Origin of the sequence: Brevibacillus migulae, assembly GCF_004521915.1 — a bacterium.
GTDB classification, from domain to species: domain Bacteria; phylum Bacillota; class Bacilli; order Brevibacillales; family Brevibacillaceae; genus Brevibacillus_F; species Brevibacillus_F migulae.
In genome coordinates this window covers 56,388-71,496 of the sequence record NZ_SDKD01000011.1, presented here as the reverse complement: position 1 = coordinate 71,496, position 15,109 = coordinate 56,388, and the positions used below count along the sequence as shown (strand labels likewise).

Annotated in this window: 18 protein-coding genes and 1 riboswitch; of the genes, 13 read left to right on the top strand and 5 right to left on the bottom strand. The window is 51.4% G+C overall.

Going from position 1 to position 15,109, the window contains the following annotated elements; translation table 11 throughout:
• Nucleotides 1–13 precede the first annotated feature (13 nt).
• From EIZ37_RS14115 to EIZ37_RS14095, 5 genes are all read left to right on the top strand, one after another.
• Complete coding sequence (locus EIZ37_RS14115) at nt 14–1,084, top strand: peptidylprolyl isomerase (protein WP_134685253.1); 1,071 nt, start codon at nt 14–16, stop codon at nt 1,082–1,084.
• A gap of 247 nt (nt 1,085–1,331) precedes the next feature.
• Nucleotides 1,332–1,874 (top strand): stage V sporulation protein T, encoded by a 543-nt coding sequence (gene spoVT / locus EIZ37_RS14110; protein ID WP_134685400.1) that lies wholly within the window; start codon nt 1,332–1,334, stop codon nt 1,872–1,874.
• A 123-nt stretch (nt 1,875–1,997) separates the two neighbouring features.
• Nucleotides 1,998–3,626 carry a putative polysaccharide biosynthesis protein gene (locus EIZ37_RS14105; RefSeq protein WP_134685252.1) on the top strand — a complete coding sequence of 543 codons (1,629 nt, stop codon included), beginning with the start codon at nt 1,998–2,000 and terminating at the stop codon, nt 3,624–3,626.
• 33 nt (nt 3,627–3,659) lie between these two features.
• The gene (yabN, locus tag EIZ37_RS14100; RefSeq protein WP_134685251.1) at nt 3,660–5,126 is read left to right on the top strand and encodes a bifunctional methyltransferase/pyrophosphohydrolase YabN; all 1,467 of its coding nucleotides are present in this window, start codon (nt 3,660–3,662) and stop codon (nt 5,124–5,126) included.
• Between the two features lie 16 nt (nt 5,127–5,142).
• Nucleotides 5,143–5,436 (top strand): RNA-binding S4 domain-containing protein, encoded by a 294-nt coding sequence (locus EIZ37_RS14095; RefSeq protein ID WP_134685250.1) that lies wholly within the window; start codon nt 5,143–5,145, stop codon nt 5,434–5,436.
• A gap of 171 nt (nt 5,437–5,607) precedes the next feature.
• Here the strand turns inward: EIZ37_RS14095 and EIZ37_RS14090 are convergent, their stop codons facing one another.
• The 4 genes from EIZ37_RS14090 to EIZ37_RS14075 all read right to left on the bottom strand — a co-directional run bounded on the left by EIZ37_RS14090 (nt 5,608) and on the right by EIZ37_RS14075 (nt 7,419).
• On the bottom strand, nt 5,608–5,922 hold the full coding sequence (locus EIZ37_RS14090; protein WP_134685249.1) for a DMT family transporter: 315 nt from the start codon (nt 5,920–5,922) through the stop codon (nt 5,608–5,610).
• On the bottom strand, nt 5,919–6,272 hold the full coding sequence (locus EIZ37_RS14085; RefSeq protein WP_134685248.1) for a DMT family transporter: 354 nt from the start codon (nt 6,270–6,272) through the stop codon (nt 5,919–5,921). The genes EIZ37_RS14090 and EIZ37_RS14085 overlap by 4 nt, the downstream gene beginning before the upstream one ends.
• Nucleotides 6,273–6,352: 80 nt before the next feature.
• Nucleotides 6,353–6,459: riboswitch (guanidine-I (ykkC/yxkD leader) on the bottom strand.
• 46 nt (nt 6,460–6,505) lie between these two features.
• Nucleotides 6,506–7,090, bottom strand: a complete 585-nt coding sequence (locus EIZ37_RS14080) for an LOG family protein (RefSeq protein WP_134685247.1) — start codon at nt 7,088–7,090, stop codon at nt 6,506–6,508.
• A complete protein-coding gene (locus EIZ37_RS14075) occupies nt 7,087–7,419 on the bottom strand; it encodes a MazG nucleotide pyrophosphohydrolase domain-containing protein (protein WP_134685246.1) in 333 nt (110 codons plus the stop codon). Before EIZ37_RS14075 ends, EIZ37_RS14080 begins: the two co-directional genes overlap by 4 nt.
• Before the next feature lie 203 nt (nt 7,420–7,622).
• Here EIZ37_RS14075 and yabP point away from each other — a divergent pair, with 203 nt between their 5' ends.
• Genes yabP through EIZ37_RS14055 form a run of 4 tightly spaced genes read left to right on the top strand, consistent with a single transcriptional unit; the run spans nt 7,623 to nt 9,242 of the window.
• A complete protein-coding gene (gene yabP / locus EIZ37_RS14070) occupies nt 7,623–7,907 on the top strand; it encodes a sporulation protein YabP (RefSeq protein WP_134685245.1) in 285 nt (94 codons plus the stop codon).
• Nucleotides 7,904–8,476, top strand: a complete 573-nt coding sequence (gene yabQ / locus EIZ37_RS14065; protein WP_134685244.1) for a spore cortex biosynthesis protein YabQ — start codon at nt 7,904–7,906, stop codon at nt 8,474–8,476. Before yabP ends, yabQ begins: the two co-directional genes overlap by 4 nt.
• 21 nt (nt 8,477–8,497) lie before the next feature.
• Nucleotides 8,498–8,803, top strand: a complete 306-nt coding sequence (locus EIZ37_RS14060) for an FtsB family cell division protein (protein WP_134685243.1) — start codon at nt 8,498–8,500, stop codon at nt 8,801–8,803.
• A 55-nt stretch (nt 8,804–8,858) separates the two neighbouring features.
• Nucleotides 8,859–9,242, top strand: coding sequence for a S1 domain-containing RNA-binding protein (locus tag EIZ37_RS14055; protein ID WP_134685242.1), 384 nt, complete (start codon nt 8,859–8,861; stop codon nt 9,240–9,242).
• Nucleotides 9,243–9,479: 237 nt separating this feature from the next.
• Here EIZ37_RS14055 and EIZ37_RS14050 read toward each other — a convergent pair whose 3' ends face one another.
• Nucleotides 9,480–9,875, bottom strand: coding sequence for a hypothetical protein (locus tag EIZ37_RS14050; protein ID WP_134685241.1), 396 nt, complete (start codon nt 9,873–9,875; stop codon nt 9,480–9,482).
• 205 nt (nt 9,876–10,080) lie between these two features.
• On the opposite strand from EIZ37_RS14050, the gene spoIIE reads away from it, so the two are divergent.
• The 4 genes from spoIIE (at nt 10,081) to EIZ37_RS14030 (ending at nt 15,109) form a co-directional block, all read left to right on the top strand.
• Nucleotides 10,081–12,555 (top strand): stage II sporulation protein E, encoded by a 2,475-nt coding sequence (spoIIE, locus tag EIZ37_RS14045; RefSeq protein WP_134685240.1) that lies wholly within the window; start codon nt 10,081–10,083, stop codon nt 12,553–12,555.
• A 104-nt stretch (nt 12,556–12,659) separates the two neighbouring features.
• A complete protein-coding gene (locus EIZ37_RS14040) occupies nt 12,660–13,430 on the top strand; it encodes a VWA domain-containing protein (protein WP_134685239.1) in 771 nt (256 codons plus the stop codon).
• On the top strand, nt 13,420–14,343 hold the full coding sequence (locus EIZ37_RS14035) for a serine/threonine protein kinase (RefSeq protein WP_134685238.1): 924 nt from the start codon (nt 13,420–13,422) through the stop codon (nt 14,341–14,343). Before EIZ37_RS14040 ends, EIZ37_RS14035 begins: the two co-directional genes overlap by 11 nt.
• A 16-nt stretch (nt 14,344–14,359) precedes the next feature.
• Complete coding sequence (locus EIZ37_RS14030) at nt 14,360–15,109, top strand: threonine/serine exporter family protein (protein WP_134685237.1); 750 nt, start codon at nt 14,360–14,362, stop codon at nt 15,107–15,109.

Genomic DNA, 15,109 nt, shown 5'->3' with positions numbered 1-15,109 from the left:
GAGAATTATTGGGATGAAACGACTCGTAACGTTGATAGCCATTCCCGTGCTTGCTTTCGGTATCCTGAGCGGCTGCGGAAAAGACGATGAAAAGGCAGCAGCACCTGCCGACCAAACCAATACGTCACAACCTGCAGCAGGCGGCGAAAAGCCGGCCGATGCGCAGGATCCATTGGCACAATTTCCAGCGGTCAAGCTCGGTTTTACGGTGGAAAATGAGGCTGCTGTTGTTGAATATCAAGGAGGCAAGCTGACAGGAAAGGAATTTACTGAATTCCTGAAGGTCATCAGCTTCTTGAATCCGCCTCAGCGTCAAATGATCGAAATGGCCGATCAGGAAACCTTGAAAACGTATGCCCGTGAGTATACAGCAACCAAAATCCTTGCTTCGCGGGCGGATGACGCTATTCGCAAGCAAGCTGAAACCGACTCGGCTAGCAGCTTTGAATTGGTAAAAGGTCAATATCTCTCCCTTTTGGGTAAAGATGAGAAAAAGTTTGATAAGCTCATGGAGAACCAGGGAGTGACCAAAGAAGAGGTCCTCTCGCAAATGACGCTGATCAATGCTTCCATCGGTGTCCTTAAAAAAGATATCAAGGATGCTGACCTGCAAAAACAATACAACGAAGCGGACAAGGCTAGCTTCACAACGGCTTCGGTCCGTCACATTCTGATTTCTACCGAGTCCCGTAAGCCGGAAGAAGCATTGAAGCTGGCGAATGAACTGGTAGCCCGCATCAAGAAGGGTGAAGATTTCGCGGCGTTGGCCAAACAATATACGGATGACCCAGGCAGCAAGGAATCGGGCGGCTTGTATGAAAACGCAGACGTGACCCAATGGGTACCTGAGTTCAAGGATGCTGCGTTGAAGCAGCCTGTTGGACAAGTAGGTGAGCCCGTGAAGACCGATTACGGCTACCACGTCATCCGCGTGGAAGACCGCAAAGTAAAAACGTTTGAGGAAGCAAAAGATACGCTTCGTCAGCAGGCGCTCGAGAAAAGCTACGGAGAGTTCGTCAATACGGAAATGGAAAAGCTGGTTACCAAGTGGAACATTCCACAGCCGAAAACACCGGCTTCATAAGGCGATAAAGCTTGGGAGAAAACAGGGAATCGATGCGGATTCCCTGTTTTTTCGTATGCTCGCATATTCTTCAAAACGAGGAGAATACTATAGTCACTCGCTACCGCCCGGGGGAGAGTGTAACAAGGGAATTGGCAAACTTTGAGGCATCGATTGGATAGTTAATTTTAGGTGTCGTGGAGAAAATACAGGTAACCCGGTAAAAGACTCACAACCCAATTTCTCAAGAAAGCGAGGCAACATGAATATGAAAGCAACTGGTATCGTTCGTCGAATTGACGACCTCGGACGGGTCGTGATTCCAAAAGAGATCCGTCGTACGCTGCGCATTCGTGAAGGCGACCCACTTGAGATTTTTGTCGATCGTGATGGGGAAGTTATTTTGAAGAAATATTCGCCAATTGGCGAACTCGGCGATTTTGCAAAAGAGTATGCCGATTCCCTTTATGAAAGCTTGAATCACATTGTGCTGATATCGGACAGAGATACCGTCATCGCCGTTGCGGGCGCTTCGAAAAAGGAATACTTGGAGAAGCCGGTCGGCAACATCGTGGAAAAATGCTTAGAAGACCGCAAGAGCCGGGTAGAAAAGAACAGTGGCCAATACGAGATCATTCGCGATATGAACGAGCAGTACTCCTCTTTTGTGGTATCGCCGATCGTGGCAGGCGGCGATCCAATCGGCGCGGTGATTTTGGTAAGCAAGACCGATACGTCCAAGATGAGCGATCTGGAATTGAAAATGGCGGAGACCGCAGCCGGTTTCCTGGCCAAACAAATGGAGCAATAGCTGAAAGAACCAACAGTCTCGCAGAAGCGGGGCTGTTTTTTCGTGCTCTCCGGGGTAAGTGGGATTTGATGGTGATTGTGGTATAATGTACGAAGCTTTGGCTCGAGAGGAGAACAACCTTACATGTCTGACAGAAGCTCTGCCCATTTTGTAAAAGGAGCAGCGATCCTCGGCATTGCTGGATTATTATCCAAATTGCTCGGTGCTGTTTACCGCATTCCGTATCAAAATATTGCCGGAGATATCGGCTTGTACGTCTATATGCAGGTATATCCGCTTTATACGACTCTGCTGATCCTGGCGACAGCTGGCTTTCCGATTGCGATTTCCAAGCTGGTATCCGAAAGGCTGGCCGTGGGAGATGCGTATGGCGCGAAAAAAGCGTTTCGTGTAGCCAGCTTTACCCTGTTCATTTTGGGTTTCGTATTCTTTCTGCTTTTGTATGCAGGAGCCCCGCTCGTCGCGGATTTTATGGGGGATGAACAACTGACCATGCCGCTTCGCGCGGTAGCCTGGTCCCTTCCTCTGGTACCGATCGCGGCAATCATGCGCGGATACTTCCAGGGACAGCAAAACATGGTGCCCACTGGCGTATCGCAGGTGGTCGAGCAGTTGATTCGGGTGATTTTTATCCTCATCGCGGCCTATTGGGCGATGATCGTGTACCAGGACGCCTATCTGGCCGGTACAGGTGCCGTGTTTGCGGCGTTTCCGGGTGCGGTGACCGCCGTTATCGTGCTGTTGGTGTACTGGCGGAAAAATGCCCGCAAACAAAATCAAGCAAATGAAGAAATCAAGCCAACGGCCAACAGCTGGACAACTAGACAAGTCCTGAGAAGCCTGGTCTACTATGCGCTTCCGATCTGTCTCGGGGCGTTGGTCTTGCCGCTGATTCCGCTGGTTGATTCCGTGACCGTGGTCAATATGCTGCAATACAGCGGGATGGATGAGGAAATGGCCAAGGTCGTCAAAGGCGCTTTTGACCGTGGACAACCGTTGATCCAATTCGGTACGTTTTTTGCCACTTCGCTTTCCTTGGCCCTGGTTCCGGCGATCAGTGAGGCTGTAGCCCAGGGACAGCATCGGGTAGTTGCCTCGCGTACGGAGGTTGCGCTGCGCTTGACCAGCCTGCTCGGAATTCCGGCATCTTTTGGCCTTGCGTTATTGGCGGAGCCAGTGAACGTGATGCTCTATGGAGATACAAAAGGGACAGAGGCGCTCGCGATCCAGTCCTTTACCATCTTTTTTGCCACATTGTCGATCGCGACCTCTGGAATCCTGCAAGGTTTGGGACAAGTCATGCTGCCAGCCCGCCATCTCTTTGTCGGCGTAGTCGTCAAGCTGATCCTGAATATGATATTGATCCCGCTGGCTGGCATCTCGGGAGCGGCTCTGGCAACAGTTGTCGCGTATATGGTCGCGATGCTGTTAAATATGCGGGGAATTGCCAAGCATACAGGTGTCGTGATCAGCGTGCGAAACATTATCGGGAAACCGCTGCTTGCGGCCTTGTGCATGACGGTGGTCGTGCTCTTGGTAGAATGGGCGACTGCATCGGTATTAAGCGGTTTCGTCCACTCGGCTCGCCTGCTGCAGACGCTGGTGGCCTTGGCTGCTGTAAGCAGCGGGGCGCTGGTATATTTGCTGGCACTCTTGAAAACAGGCGGTTTGACCAAAGAAGATATGCGTTTCTTGCCGAAGGGCGGCAAATTAAGTGCAGTGCTCGTCCGTCTGCGGCTGCTGCGCGGATAATCATCGATCACAGCGAAAAGGAGTGGAAGGCAAATGACAGCTGCTATCCATATCGTCGGATTGGGTGCAGGCACGCTTGAGCAGCTTCCGTACGGGATTTTTAAGACGTTAAAGAATGCCTCGCATCTTTATTTGCGCACGAAGGAACACCCGGTTGTCACCGAGCTCGTGCAGGAGGGCATCGCTTTTGCTTCGTTTGATGCGATTTACGAAAAGCATGGAGATTTTTCGTCCGTATATGAGGAAATTACAGCCAACCTGTTGAATGCCGCGAAGGAACAAGGAGCGATCGTCTATGCCGTTCCGGGCCATCCGCTGGTAGCGGAACGGACGGTGCAGCTGCTGCTTGCGCAAGGGGAAGCAAACGGGGTAGCGATCACGATCGGCGGCGGCCAAAGCTTTCTGGACCCGGTTTTTGCCAGGTTGCAAATCGATCCGATTGAGGGATTCGCGCTGCTGGATGCGACGGCTTTGTCCACCCAACAGATCAATCCGTCGCTTCATACCATCATCGCCCAAGTCTACGATCAGCTGACAGCATCGGATCTCAAGCTGACGCTCATGGAAGTGTTCCCCGATGATTACATGGTTACCGTGGCGACCGCAGTTGGAGCGGGAGAGCTGGAACGGATCGAGTCCGTTGCCTTGTACGAGCTGGACCGGGTCGATCATCTCGGCAATTTGACCGTTGTCTATGTGCCACCCACACAAGAGGCGGCTGTGCGCAACCGGCAATTCTCCTACTTGAAGGAAATCGTCGCGATTCTGCGCAGTCCGGAAGGTTGTCCATGGGATAGGGAGCAGACGCATCAAAGCATCCGCAAAAACCTGATCGAGGAAGCCTATGAAGTGCTGGAGACCATCGATGATGATGATCCGGATGCGATGTGCGAGGAATTGGGTGACTTATTGCTACAGATCATGCTGCACTCCCAAATGGCAGCGGAGGACGGCTACTTCAGTGTCGAGGACGTCATCGCCGCTCTCAACAGCAAGCTGATTCGCCGTCATCCCCATGTATTCGGGGAAATGGCAGCCGAGGACGCTGAGGAGGCTTTGGCCAACTGGGATGAGATCAAGCGCCAGGAAAAAGCGGCAAAAGGTGTGGATGTGGAGGCGCAGTCCAAGCTGGCGGGAATCCCTCGTGAGCTGCCTGCCCTGATGTATGCCTACAAGCTGCAGAAGAAGGCGGCTGGAGTAGGGTTCGACTGGGACAACGTAGAAGATGTCTACAAAAAAATCGAAGAAGAATACCAGGAAGTGCGGCAGGCATCCCCAGAGGAACGAGCGGGTGAGCTAGGCGACTTGCTGTTTGCCGTGGTCAACCTGGCCCGTTTTTACAAGGTGGAGCCTGAAGAGGCGTTAAGCATGACCAACCGCAAGTTCAAGCAGCGTTTTTCATATATCGAGCAAAAGCTGCGTGAAGCGAATAAATCGTTTGACCAGACCGATCTGGCGGAGATGGATCGCTGGTGGGAAGAAGCAAAGAAGCAAGGGTAAAGAGGGAGGAAGACCGATGAGACTGGACAAATTTCTAAAAGTATCGCGGCTGATCAAACGCCGTACCTTGGCAAAGGACGTATGCGATCAAGGGCGAGTAGAGATCAATGACCGCGCTGCGAAGGCATCCAGCAATGTAAAGATTGGCGATAAGCTGTCCATTCGTTTTGGCCAGAAGATCGTTTCGGTAAAAGTGGAGGATATCAAGGAGAATCCGCGCAAGGAAGAAGCGGCTACCTTGTATCAGGTGATCGGGGAAGTACCGGTACCACGGGATGAAAAAGAAGAGGACGATTACTTGAGAGGGTAGTCGGACTGGGAAGAGCCACTCGTCGCAGTGTATGAACACTGCGGCCGAGTGGCTTTTTTGCTGTATCAGAGAGTATACACTTCACGACGAATCAATCTGATACAGCATGAAAAACTCCCTCTAAAGAAGGACTCGACGACCTCTTCGAGAGGGCTTCTATGGAAGTTTTTCTTACTGGATCAGCTTCAATCCCGCGACCGCAACAATGACAATGGCGATGAAGAAAAGACGCAGCGTATCCTTTGGTTCCTTGTAAAACACCATCCCGATCACCGTGCTGCCCACAGTGCCGATCCCTGTCCACACCGCATAGGCAGTCCCCATCGGAATTTCCTTCATCGCGAGGGAGAGGAAGAGGAAGCTCAACAAGAACCCGCCCACCATGATCAAGTAAGAGCGGAATGCCGGGCGCTGATTGACTTGGGTAATGCCAATGACACCCACCACTTCAAAGCATCCGGCGAAAAGTAGCGAAAGCCAGCTCATGCGGTATCTCCTCCCGATTCTGCAGGATGCTCATGATCGGGCGTCACGATTTTCAATCCGATAATCCCGATTAAAAGAAGCGCAATGAGTCCGATCTTCGGCCATTGAAACGGCTCGCCAAACCAGATCATTTCACTGATGACCGTACCGACCGTGCCTAATCCGACAAAGACCGCATAAACCGTGCTAGTCGGCAGCTTTTTTCCGGCATGAATCAGCCCGCCGAAGCTAATGGCAATGGCGGCGAAGGTGATGAGCCAAGTCAAGATGCTGTCTGCATGCTTCAAGCCTGCTACCCATATCACCTCGAAAACAGCTGCAGCGACAACAAGCAGCCAATGTCTGGTCATTTTCCGCATCTCCCTTCTGTTTGTAGTTTCTCCAGGAAGGCCATGAACGCAAAAAAGCCCGAGAGATATCCAGATGGATGATCTCCCGGGCTTTTATCCCTCCGTGTCCACAGTGGTTTGTACACTGTGTGTTTTCTCTCGGACCAGTCCGGCTAAAAAATGCCGCGGAACCCTAGAAAACTCATACTTATTATATGACAGGGGGCAGTGATGTCAAGCCTCCATGCGTTAAGCTATTGTTCGGGCAGCTCGGCCCACTTGTGTGCGTAAGCCGGTGGCGTGTATTGGGCCATCCGCTCCAGCAGCAAGTCAGGCTCACTTTCTACGATCAGCAGCTGCAGGTGTGTTTCAGGCATAAAGCCAGCGGCCACTGCGTTTTTCACCATGTCGACAAGGGGATCATAGTAGCCGCGGATATTGAGAATGCCTACTGGTTTGCTGTGAATCCCGAGCTGTGACCAGCTGATCACCTCAAACAGCTCCTCGAAAGTCCCGTATCCGCCAGGCAGGGCGATGAACCCATCGGACAGATCGGACATCATGGCTTTTCGTTCATGCATATTGGCGACTTCATGCAGTTCGGTCAAGCCTGTATGCGCCATTTCCCCGCGAAACAGGTTGCGCGGCATGACGCCGATCGCCTTTCCGCCTTCTTGCAAGACGTGATCGGCGACACGTCCCATCAGACCGATCTTAGAGCCGCCGTAGACAAGCTCCATTCCTTTTTGGGCCAACAGATGGCCAAGCTCCGCAGCTTTTTGCTCATATTCGGGATGAAGACCGGCATTGGAACCGGCAAAGACACAAATCCGCTTCATCGTTTACCTCCTGTCTGTTCATAACGTTTCTGCAATTTTTCTTTATGCGCCGTGAGGATCTGCTCCATCGTGATGTCATACATATTTGCCAGGATCACTAAATTCCCCAGCACATCGCCCATTTCTTCGATCAGCTCTTGGTGCTTCTCAGCCTTTGAGGCCTCGGTTTCATCAGGACGGTCTCTGCCGATTTCCAACGCGCGGACGGCACGAGCCGTTTCCCCGACCTCCTCCATGAGAAAGCCGATACGCTCAAACGGGCCGTACTCGGACCAGCCGCGCTTGCGGTAGAATTCTTCAATCCAATGTTGCAAGTCTGCCTGTAGCATGCGGTTTCCCCCCACCTGGCTGCTTCTATTAGTATGAAGTCGAATGCATATGGAGCAAGGTCTATGCCCATTATACACAACTGCAAAAGGGAATCCCTTACTATCTTTGGTGCGCTGCTGTCGATCTAACCAGTCCGTTTTTGTTCTAAAAGGACATCCCTCCCCATACGATGGTACAAGAATCGGTTGAGGGAGGTCTTTCGATGAACGAGCATACGAAAAAACCGCGTCACGAGATCGTCATGATCAATCGGCGCAGTTTGGCAATATCCGGGGTGAAGAATGTGGAAAGCTTCGACAGCGAGGAATTCCTGCTGGAAACGGAAGCTGGATTTCTCACCATTCGCGGGCAAAATTTGCATATGAAAAACTTGAGCTTGGAAACAGGGGAAGTGGCAATCGAAGGGTTGGTGCACGAGATGGGATATCTTGAGCAGGGGCAAGCCGGAGATCGGTCGCGGGGATTCTTCGGTAAGTTGTTCAAGTGAGCATCAGTGTTCAATTACAGACGATTTTTTCCATGTCGGTCTGTGGCTTGCTGATGGGCATGGGATACGACACCTATCAGGTATTCCGGGGGAGAGGACGCTTTCCCGCGTGGCTGGTATTCCTGCTGGATGTCCTTTTCTGGCTTGTCAGCGTTGGGTTTGTCTTTTGGATTCTGGCTTACGTGAACAATGGTGTCGTTCGCTTTCCGATCTTTATCGGGCTGTTTGGAGGAGCATGGTTGTACTTCTTGTTGGGGAGCAAGCAGTACGTCCAATTTCTCCAAGCGGCGATCCGATTTGCGCAATGGCTGTTTCGCACGGTCATGCTGATCATCGATACCTTGATTGTACGTCCCATTCTCTTCATTTATCGACTTATCGGCATGCTGCTCAGTTTTTTGATCACCATGATTCTAGGAATTTTTCAATTCTTGTGGAGAATCCTGCAAATTCCGATTGCTCCTGTGCAAAAATGGGGTCATAATGTAGGGAGAAAAATCCATCGTCGTGGAAAAGGATTTTGGGCAGACGTGAAGAAATGGATACGTCCAAGGAACAAACAGGAATAATTGGCAAAGGTGGATTCAACGATGAGCAGCAACGCATCCCCATCTAATAAGCAAGGACAAAAGCGCAGAATACGTCTCGTCATGTTCTTTGTGCTGTGCTTTGCCGTCTGGACGGGCTATACGGCCTATTTGCAAAGCGGCATCTTGTCTGAGAAGGAAAAAGAATTGGAGACGCTTCGCCAACAGGCAACCGAGATAAAGCAGACACAAGCAGAGCTCACCTATAAAGTGAGCAGATTGAATGATAAAGAGTACATCGCCGAGCTTGCGCGCAAGGAGTATTTCTTGTCCAAGCCGGGTGAGCAAATATATGTGATTCCAGAGTAAGGTCGATCATTCCTGGTGGAACATTCTTTATGCATGAGGGAGGCTTTCCGCGTTCATGGGAATTGAGGTAGGCAGCAAACTGGTCGGAAAAGTCACGGGTATTACAAAATTTGGTGCATTTGTCGAGCTTCCTGACGGGTCCACCGGCCTCGTCCATATCAGCGAAATTGCTGAGGCGTATGTGACCGACATTCACCAACACTTGAAAATTGGGGATACCGTCACCGTGAAAGTGCTGCATATTCGGGAAGGAAAGATCGGCTTGTCGATCAAAAAGGCTGTTGACCGTCCTGACAAACCGGAACGACGACCCCCGAACCGTTCTCCTCGCGAACGTGTAGAAAACTTTGAAGATAAACTAAATCGCTTCCTGAAAGACAGTGAGGATCGGCTATCTCCTTTACGAAAAAACATGGACAAAAAAGGGCGCGGTCGCTAATTTTGCTGGTGGCAGCAACTTCCATCCAAAAATGCGCAAATTGGCGAGAAAAAAAGGAAGGTACTTTTCTATTGATGACGAATATACATATTATAAGCCCGTATCACCGAGCGCGAATCACCTGCCGGCCGACGTTGAACGCCTAAAACGTCGGTATTTTTTTGTCCTTTTTTAGGCTGCCGTGGTGGGGAGAGCATGTTTCCTTGTCTGCGCTCGGATTCTCCGCCCCGCTGTGGGTTAGGACTGTCCGCTCCGCAAGCAAGCGCGGGGGAGACGCAAAAGCAGTAGCTGCTCCGCAGCTCGGACAGGTTGCGCTCCTGTTTCCCGCTCTTCCTTGCTCCGCTGGGCAGGGCTCCGCAAGTCGCTTGGCAAGGAAACATGCTCTCTGTCGATGCAGAGGCATTTTAAAGATAAAAAATAGTAAGTGTCATTTCGATTAGATCTTTGAAATGGATTACAGTAAAAGATCGGCGAGGAAGGGAAAAACGGGACGGGCGGAGTCTTTGCCACACCTACCGAGGTGGAGCTTGCAAAAGCGGTACACGCTTGTCGCGCAACCTCTACGTTGAATTTGCTTCCCCGAAACTTTTGCGTGACGTACCGCTTTTGCAAGCGGAACCGGACAGTTTTCATCCCCCTGCGGGTGGGGCAAGAACGCAGCCTCGCCCGTTTTTCCCTTCCCCAACCACTATGGCCACAACCTCCACTTCATCCTACAAAGTTTTTCATAGAATTTGTCGGACGATTTCTTGAATGGGAATCGTTATTTTGACATATTTTACAAAGCCCACTCTTTATAATGAGAACCACATGAAAATCAGAACGGGGTGGTGCGAACATGATCATCAATAAAAATGTTTCTGACATGGGACAAGCGTGGACACAAAAAATGAGTCAGCAGTGGACGCAAGCAACAGGGTCGTGGGGGGAGAGAATCGCTGAAATCGGACAGCGCTATAAGCTGCTTCCGATGTTAATGGGGTTTTTGTTGGGACGAGCTCTCATCCTTGAGGAACTGACTCCGTTCGTTGTTCCTTACTTCATCGTGATGTATTATGTTCGGCGCGATCATCTGCTGGTGAGTGCGCTGGCAATGGCATTGGGCGCTTTTTCTCACTCTTTGCCTGTTGGATTGGAAGCGGTTCTGAGCATGGCGGTGTCACTCATTGTCTGCCGGTTCACAGAACGCTTTCCACGAAAAGATTTTTCCCGAACACCGTTAATCGTGCTGATCACTCTTTTTGCCAGCCACATGCTGTTTGATACGATCACCAACCAGATATCTACCTATAGCCTGGTTATGGTTGCCGTAGAGTCCATTCTCGGCTTTGTCTTAACTTTGATTTTCATTCAATCCTTGTCGATCATTCATTTGGCCAAACCATACGAACCGTTAAAAAATGAAGAAATCGTCTCCCTGGTGATCCTGCTGGCATCTCTGATGACAGGTACCGTTGGTTGGGTAGTCGAAGGTGTCTCCATGGAGCATATCCTTTCACGTTATTTATTGCTGCTGTTTGCTTTTGCCGGAGGCGGGACAGTCGGTGCTGCAGTCGGCGTCGTCAGCGGATTGATTCTCAGTCTGGCGAATGTAAACGCTCTCCAGCAGATCAACCTGCTTGCGTTTTCCGGATTGCTCGCCGGATTGCTACGGGAAGGTGGGAAGGTTGGCGTCTCCGCAGGTCTTTTGCTCGGAACCGCGATTCTCGCGATATATGGGGGAGCGGAGGATACACTGCCGCTTTCCTTGATCGAGACGTCCTTGGCGATCCTCCTTTTCATTCTGACACCAGCCGTGGTGTGGAAGAAGGTTGCCCGATTTATTCCGGGGACAGCCGAAAACATGCAATCCCATCAAGAATACATGCGGCATGTACGTGACGTCACCGCTGGAAAGATCCGTCAATTCTCTGATTTATTTACACAGCTGTCGCGCAGCTTTGCCCAGACAGCAGAACCTGCGGCGAAAGAAGAGCAGGTCGATATTTTCTTGAGCAGGGTAACCGAGTTCACCTGCGAGCGCTGCTGGAAAAAAGAGCAATGCTGGGAGCGCGAGACGCAGGCAACCTATCAAGCGATGCGCGCCATGATGGAACATATGATGGAAGCCGGGACAATGGCAGGGATGGTTGTCCCGCGCGATTGGGAACGAAAATGTGTCAAAACAGATAAGGTGCTCACGACGATGGAGCAGGAGTATGAACGGTTTCAATCCTATAACCAATTAAAGAAACAGGTTCATGAAAGCCGAAAGCTCGTCGCGGATCAGCTCTCCGGGGTTTCCCGGGTGATGAGCGACTTTGCCCGGGAAATTCAACGGGAGGGCATCGAGCTGAGTTTTCAGGAAAAGCAAGTAACGAGAGCGCTGGAAGGTTTGGGCCTTTCCGTGCGGCGCGTGGATATACACAGTCTGGAGGAAGGGAAAGTCGATATCGAAATTATCCAGCCGACCTGCTATGGACGGGATGAGTGCGCCAAGATCGTCGCACCGCTCATTACCGATATTTTGGGTGAAAACATTGTCGTCAAAGAGCGGCATTGCGAAGCATTCAAGGATGGCACCTGCAAAATGTGCCTGGGCTCCGCGCGAACCTATGAGATCGATATCGGCGTAGCCGGTGCGGCCAAGGATGGCAAGCTCCTTTCCGGAGACAGCTTCAAGACGATGGATCTGGGCAACGGGAAGATGGCATTAGCGATCAGCGACGGCATGGGCAATGGCGAGCGAGCCTATCTGGAGAGCCAATCCGCCTTGGATATCCTGCAGCAGCTGCTGAAGTCGGGCATGGATGAAAAGCTGTCGATCAAGACGATCAATTCTGTGTTGGCTCTTCGCTCGACGGATGAGATGTTTGCCACGGTAGATCTGGCACTGATTGATCTGCAGACAGCTCATACCCGATTCGTAAAGATCGGTTCCACCCCCAGCTTTATCAAGCGGGGTTCGGAAGTGATCACCGTGACGGCCAATAATTTGCCCGCCGGTATTTTGGAAGAAATCGAAGTGGATGTGGTGACGCGGACGCTGAAACCGGGTGACCTGCTGGTAATGATGTCAGACGGGATTTACGATGCACCGCGCCATATCGAAAACCGGCAGATGTGGATGAGGCGGATGATCGCTGAGCTCGACACGGATGAGCCGCAAGAGGTAGCAGACCGTCTGTTGGAAAAAGTCATCTTCCAGCATTCCGGCCAGATCGTCGATGACATGACGGTCTTGGTAGCCAGAATCGATCGCTTTGTGCCGCAATGGTCCTCCATTCAGGTGCAGGGCATGGATCGGGTAGAGCGGCCACGGATCGTCAGTTAGACAACGACTTCCCGTAAGGTATGATTTTCCATCCCCCCGTCGATACTGATAGAAAAACGATTAGCAATAGTCGGTAGTCTGTAAAAGACGGGGAGGTTATCGAGATGAAAGAACCTACACTTCGGCAAATATTGTTGGTAACGGACGGTTGCTCCAACAGCGGGATCAGCCCAGTAGCTGCCGCCACGCTGGCCAGAGAGCAAGGCATCACCGTGAATGTGATTGGCGTCGTCGAACGGAATGAAATTGGTGAGCAAGGGATTCGGGAAATTCGGGAGATTGCAGAAGCGGGCGGCGGTTTGAGTGACATCGTATACCCCGCGCAATTGGCACAGACAGTCCAGATGCTGACGCGAAAAGCGATGACCCGAACCATTCATCAAGTTGTAAATAAAGAATTGAAAGACATTTTGGGAGATTCCGCTTTGGAGCAATTGACTCCCGAAAAGCGGATTCAGGTAGCGGGGATGGTAGACGAGCTGGGTGAACGCAGCAGTATGAATGTGGTCATGCTCGTGGATACGTCAGCCAGCATGAAATCGAAGCTGCCTGCCGTTCAACAGGCAATTCATGATTTCAGCATCAGCCTTCGCTCACGGAGTGGCCGCAGCCAGATGGCCGTCTGTTCATTTCCTGGGAAACATCAGCATCTGGATGTCCGGATTCCGTGGACCGAACAGGTGGAAAAAGCGCATCAGCTGACAGAAGGGCTGACGATGAGCGGTCTTACTCCGTCGGGGCCTGCCATCGTAGAGGCGATTGCTCTGTTCGAGGATGTTCCAATGCCAACTTCCCTGGAGGATCGCTACCGCCACGAACGTACAGGGAAACGGGATGATGAAATGGACGGTTACCTAGAGGATCATGTATTCTAATCCTGCTTTTCCAAAGCTGCCTGGCGAGTTTTCAGGCAAATGGAATCACAAGCGTTATCGTGTCGTTCGTCCCTTGGGTCAAGGGGCGAACGGCGCTGTTTATTTGGCGGAGCAAGCAGGCAAAAAGCTTGCGGTGAAAATCGGGCTTGATCCCCTGGATCTGCTCATGGAAGTGAATATGCTCAAAAGCGTGCAACAGCTTCCCAAGCAACAGATCGGGCCGCTCTTATGCGATGTCGACGACCTTACCATCGATGGGCAAAATTGCACCTTTTACAGCATGGAGTACCTGGAAGGGGAAAGGCTGGATCGCTATGTTGCACGTGTTGGCGTGGAGTGGGTGCCGGTCCTGGCTGTCCAATTGCTCGCTCATTTGCATGCACTGCACGGCCAAGGCTGGGTGTTTGGCGATCTGAAGCCGGAAAATATCATGATGATGAGCGCCAACAAACAGCTGCGTCTCGTCGATTTCGGCGGCGTTACCAAAATGGGCAATGCGGTACGCCAATTTACCGAGGAATACGATCGGGGCGGCTGGCAGGCAGGAGACCGGCGTGCCGAAGCTGCGTATGATCTGTTTTCCGTCAGCGTGATGATGATTCGCCTGATGACGAACGAGGCGCGATGGAAAAAAGTCGGTCATGAAAAAAGGACGATCCAGGACCTCTGTGATATAATACGGGAAAATGACAATCTTTACCCATACCGCGCACCGCTTCTCAAGGCGCTGTATGGAAAGTATCCGCAAGCAATGATGATGAAGCAGGAATTAATGGCGGCTATCAGACAGCGAAATGTGACGCCTCCATCCAAGCGCGGGCGCAGTGGAAGCGTGGCGAGCGCGCTGCTGGGCGGCCTTTTTGTTGCCTCTATGCTGATGTTGGCGGGGACGCTGTATCATCTATGGTTATAAAGGGTGTGAAAAGCTGGTGTCCGATGAATTGGTGATGGAAACCTGTCTGTTGGCGGGTGAAATCATGCTGAAAAATGGGGGAGAGACTTACCGGGCGGAAGACACGATGGCTTTGATCGCCAAAGCGGCTGGAATGAAGAATGTAAACAGCTTTGTGACCCCTACCTGTATTATCCTTTCCTACTGCTACTTGGATAAAGACTACACGCGCATGATTCGAACGAGGATCCGCACGATCGACCTGAATAAGGTAACGCTGGTCAATGAAGTGTCGCGCAACTACGTATCCGGAAAAATTACGCTGCCTCAAGCTTATTTGCAATTGCAGGAAATTGATCAAAAAAAGCCGATTTATCCGGCTTGGCTGCAAAATGTGGCAGCTAGTGTTTCCAGCGGAGCCTTTGCTGCGCTTTTCGGAGCAGGCGTGATTGAGATTATCATCGCGGGTGTTGCCGGGATGATCGTCAATGCAAGTGTCGGATATTTCGAACCGTACCTGCGGGTGAAATTTTTTAATGAATTTTTTGCCGCCATTCTTGGGGGCTTATTGGCGTTGGTTTGCTACAAGATGAATGCCCGACTTCAACTGGATCTGATGATCATCGGGACCATGATTCCGTTGTTCCCGGGGATCGCGGTAACCAACTCATTGCGGGATTTGATGGCAGGTGACTTGATGGCAGGGGTATCGCGGGGGGTCGAGGCCCTCTTGACCGCATTATCCGTGGCCATCGCGACCGTGACACTGCTGTTTTTGGCGAGGTGA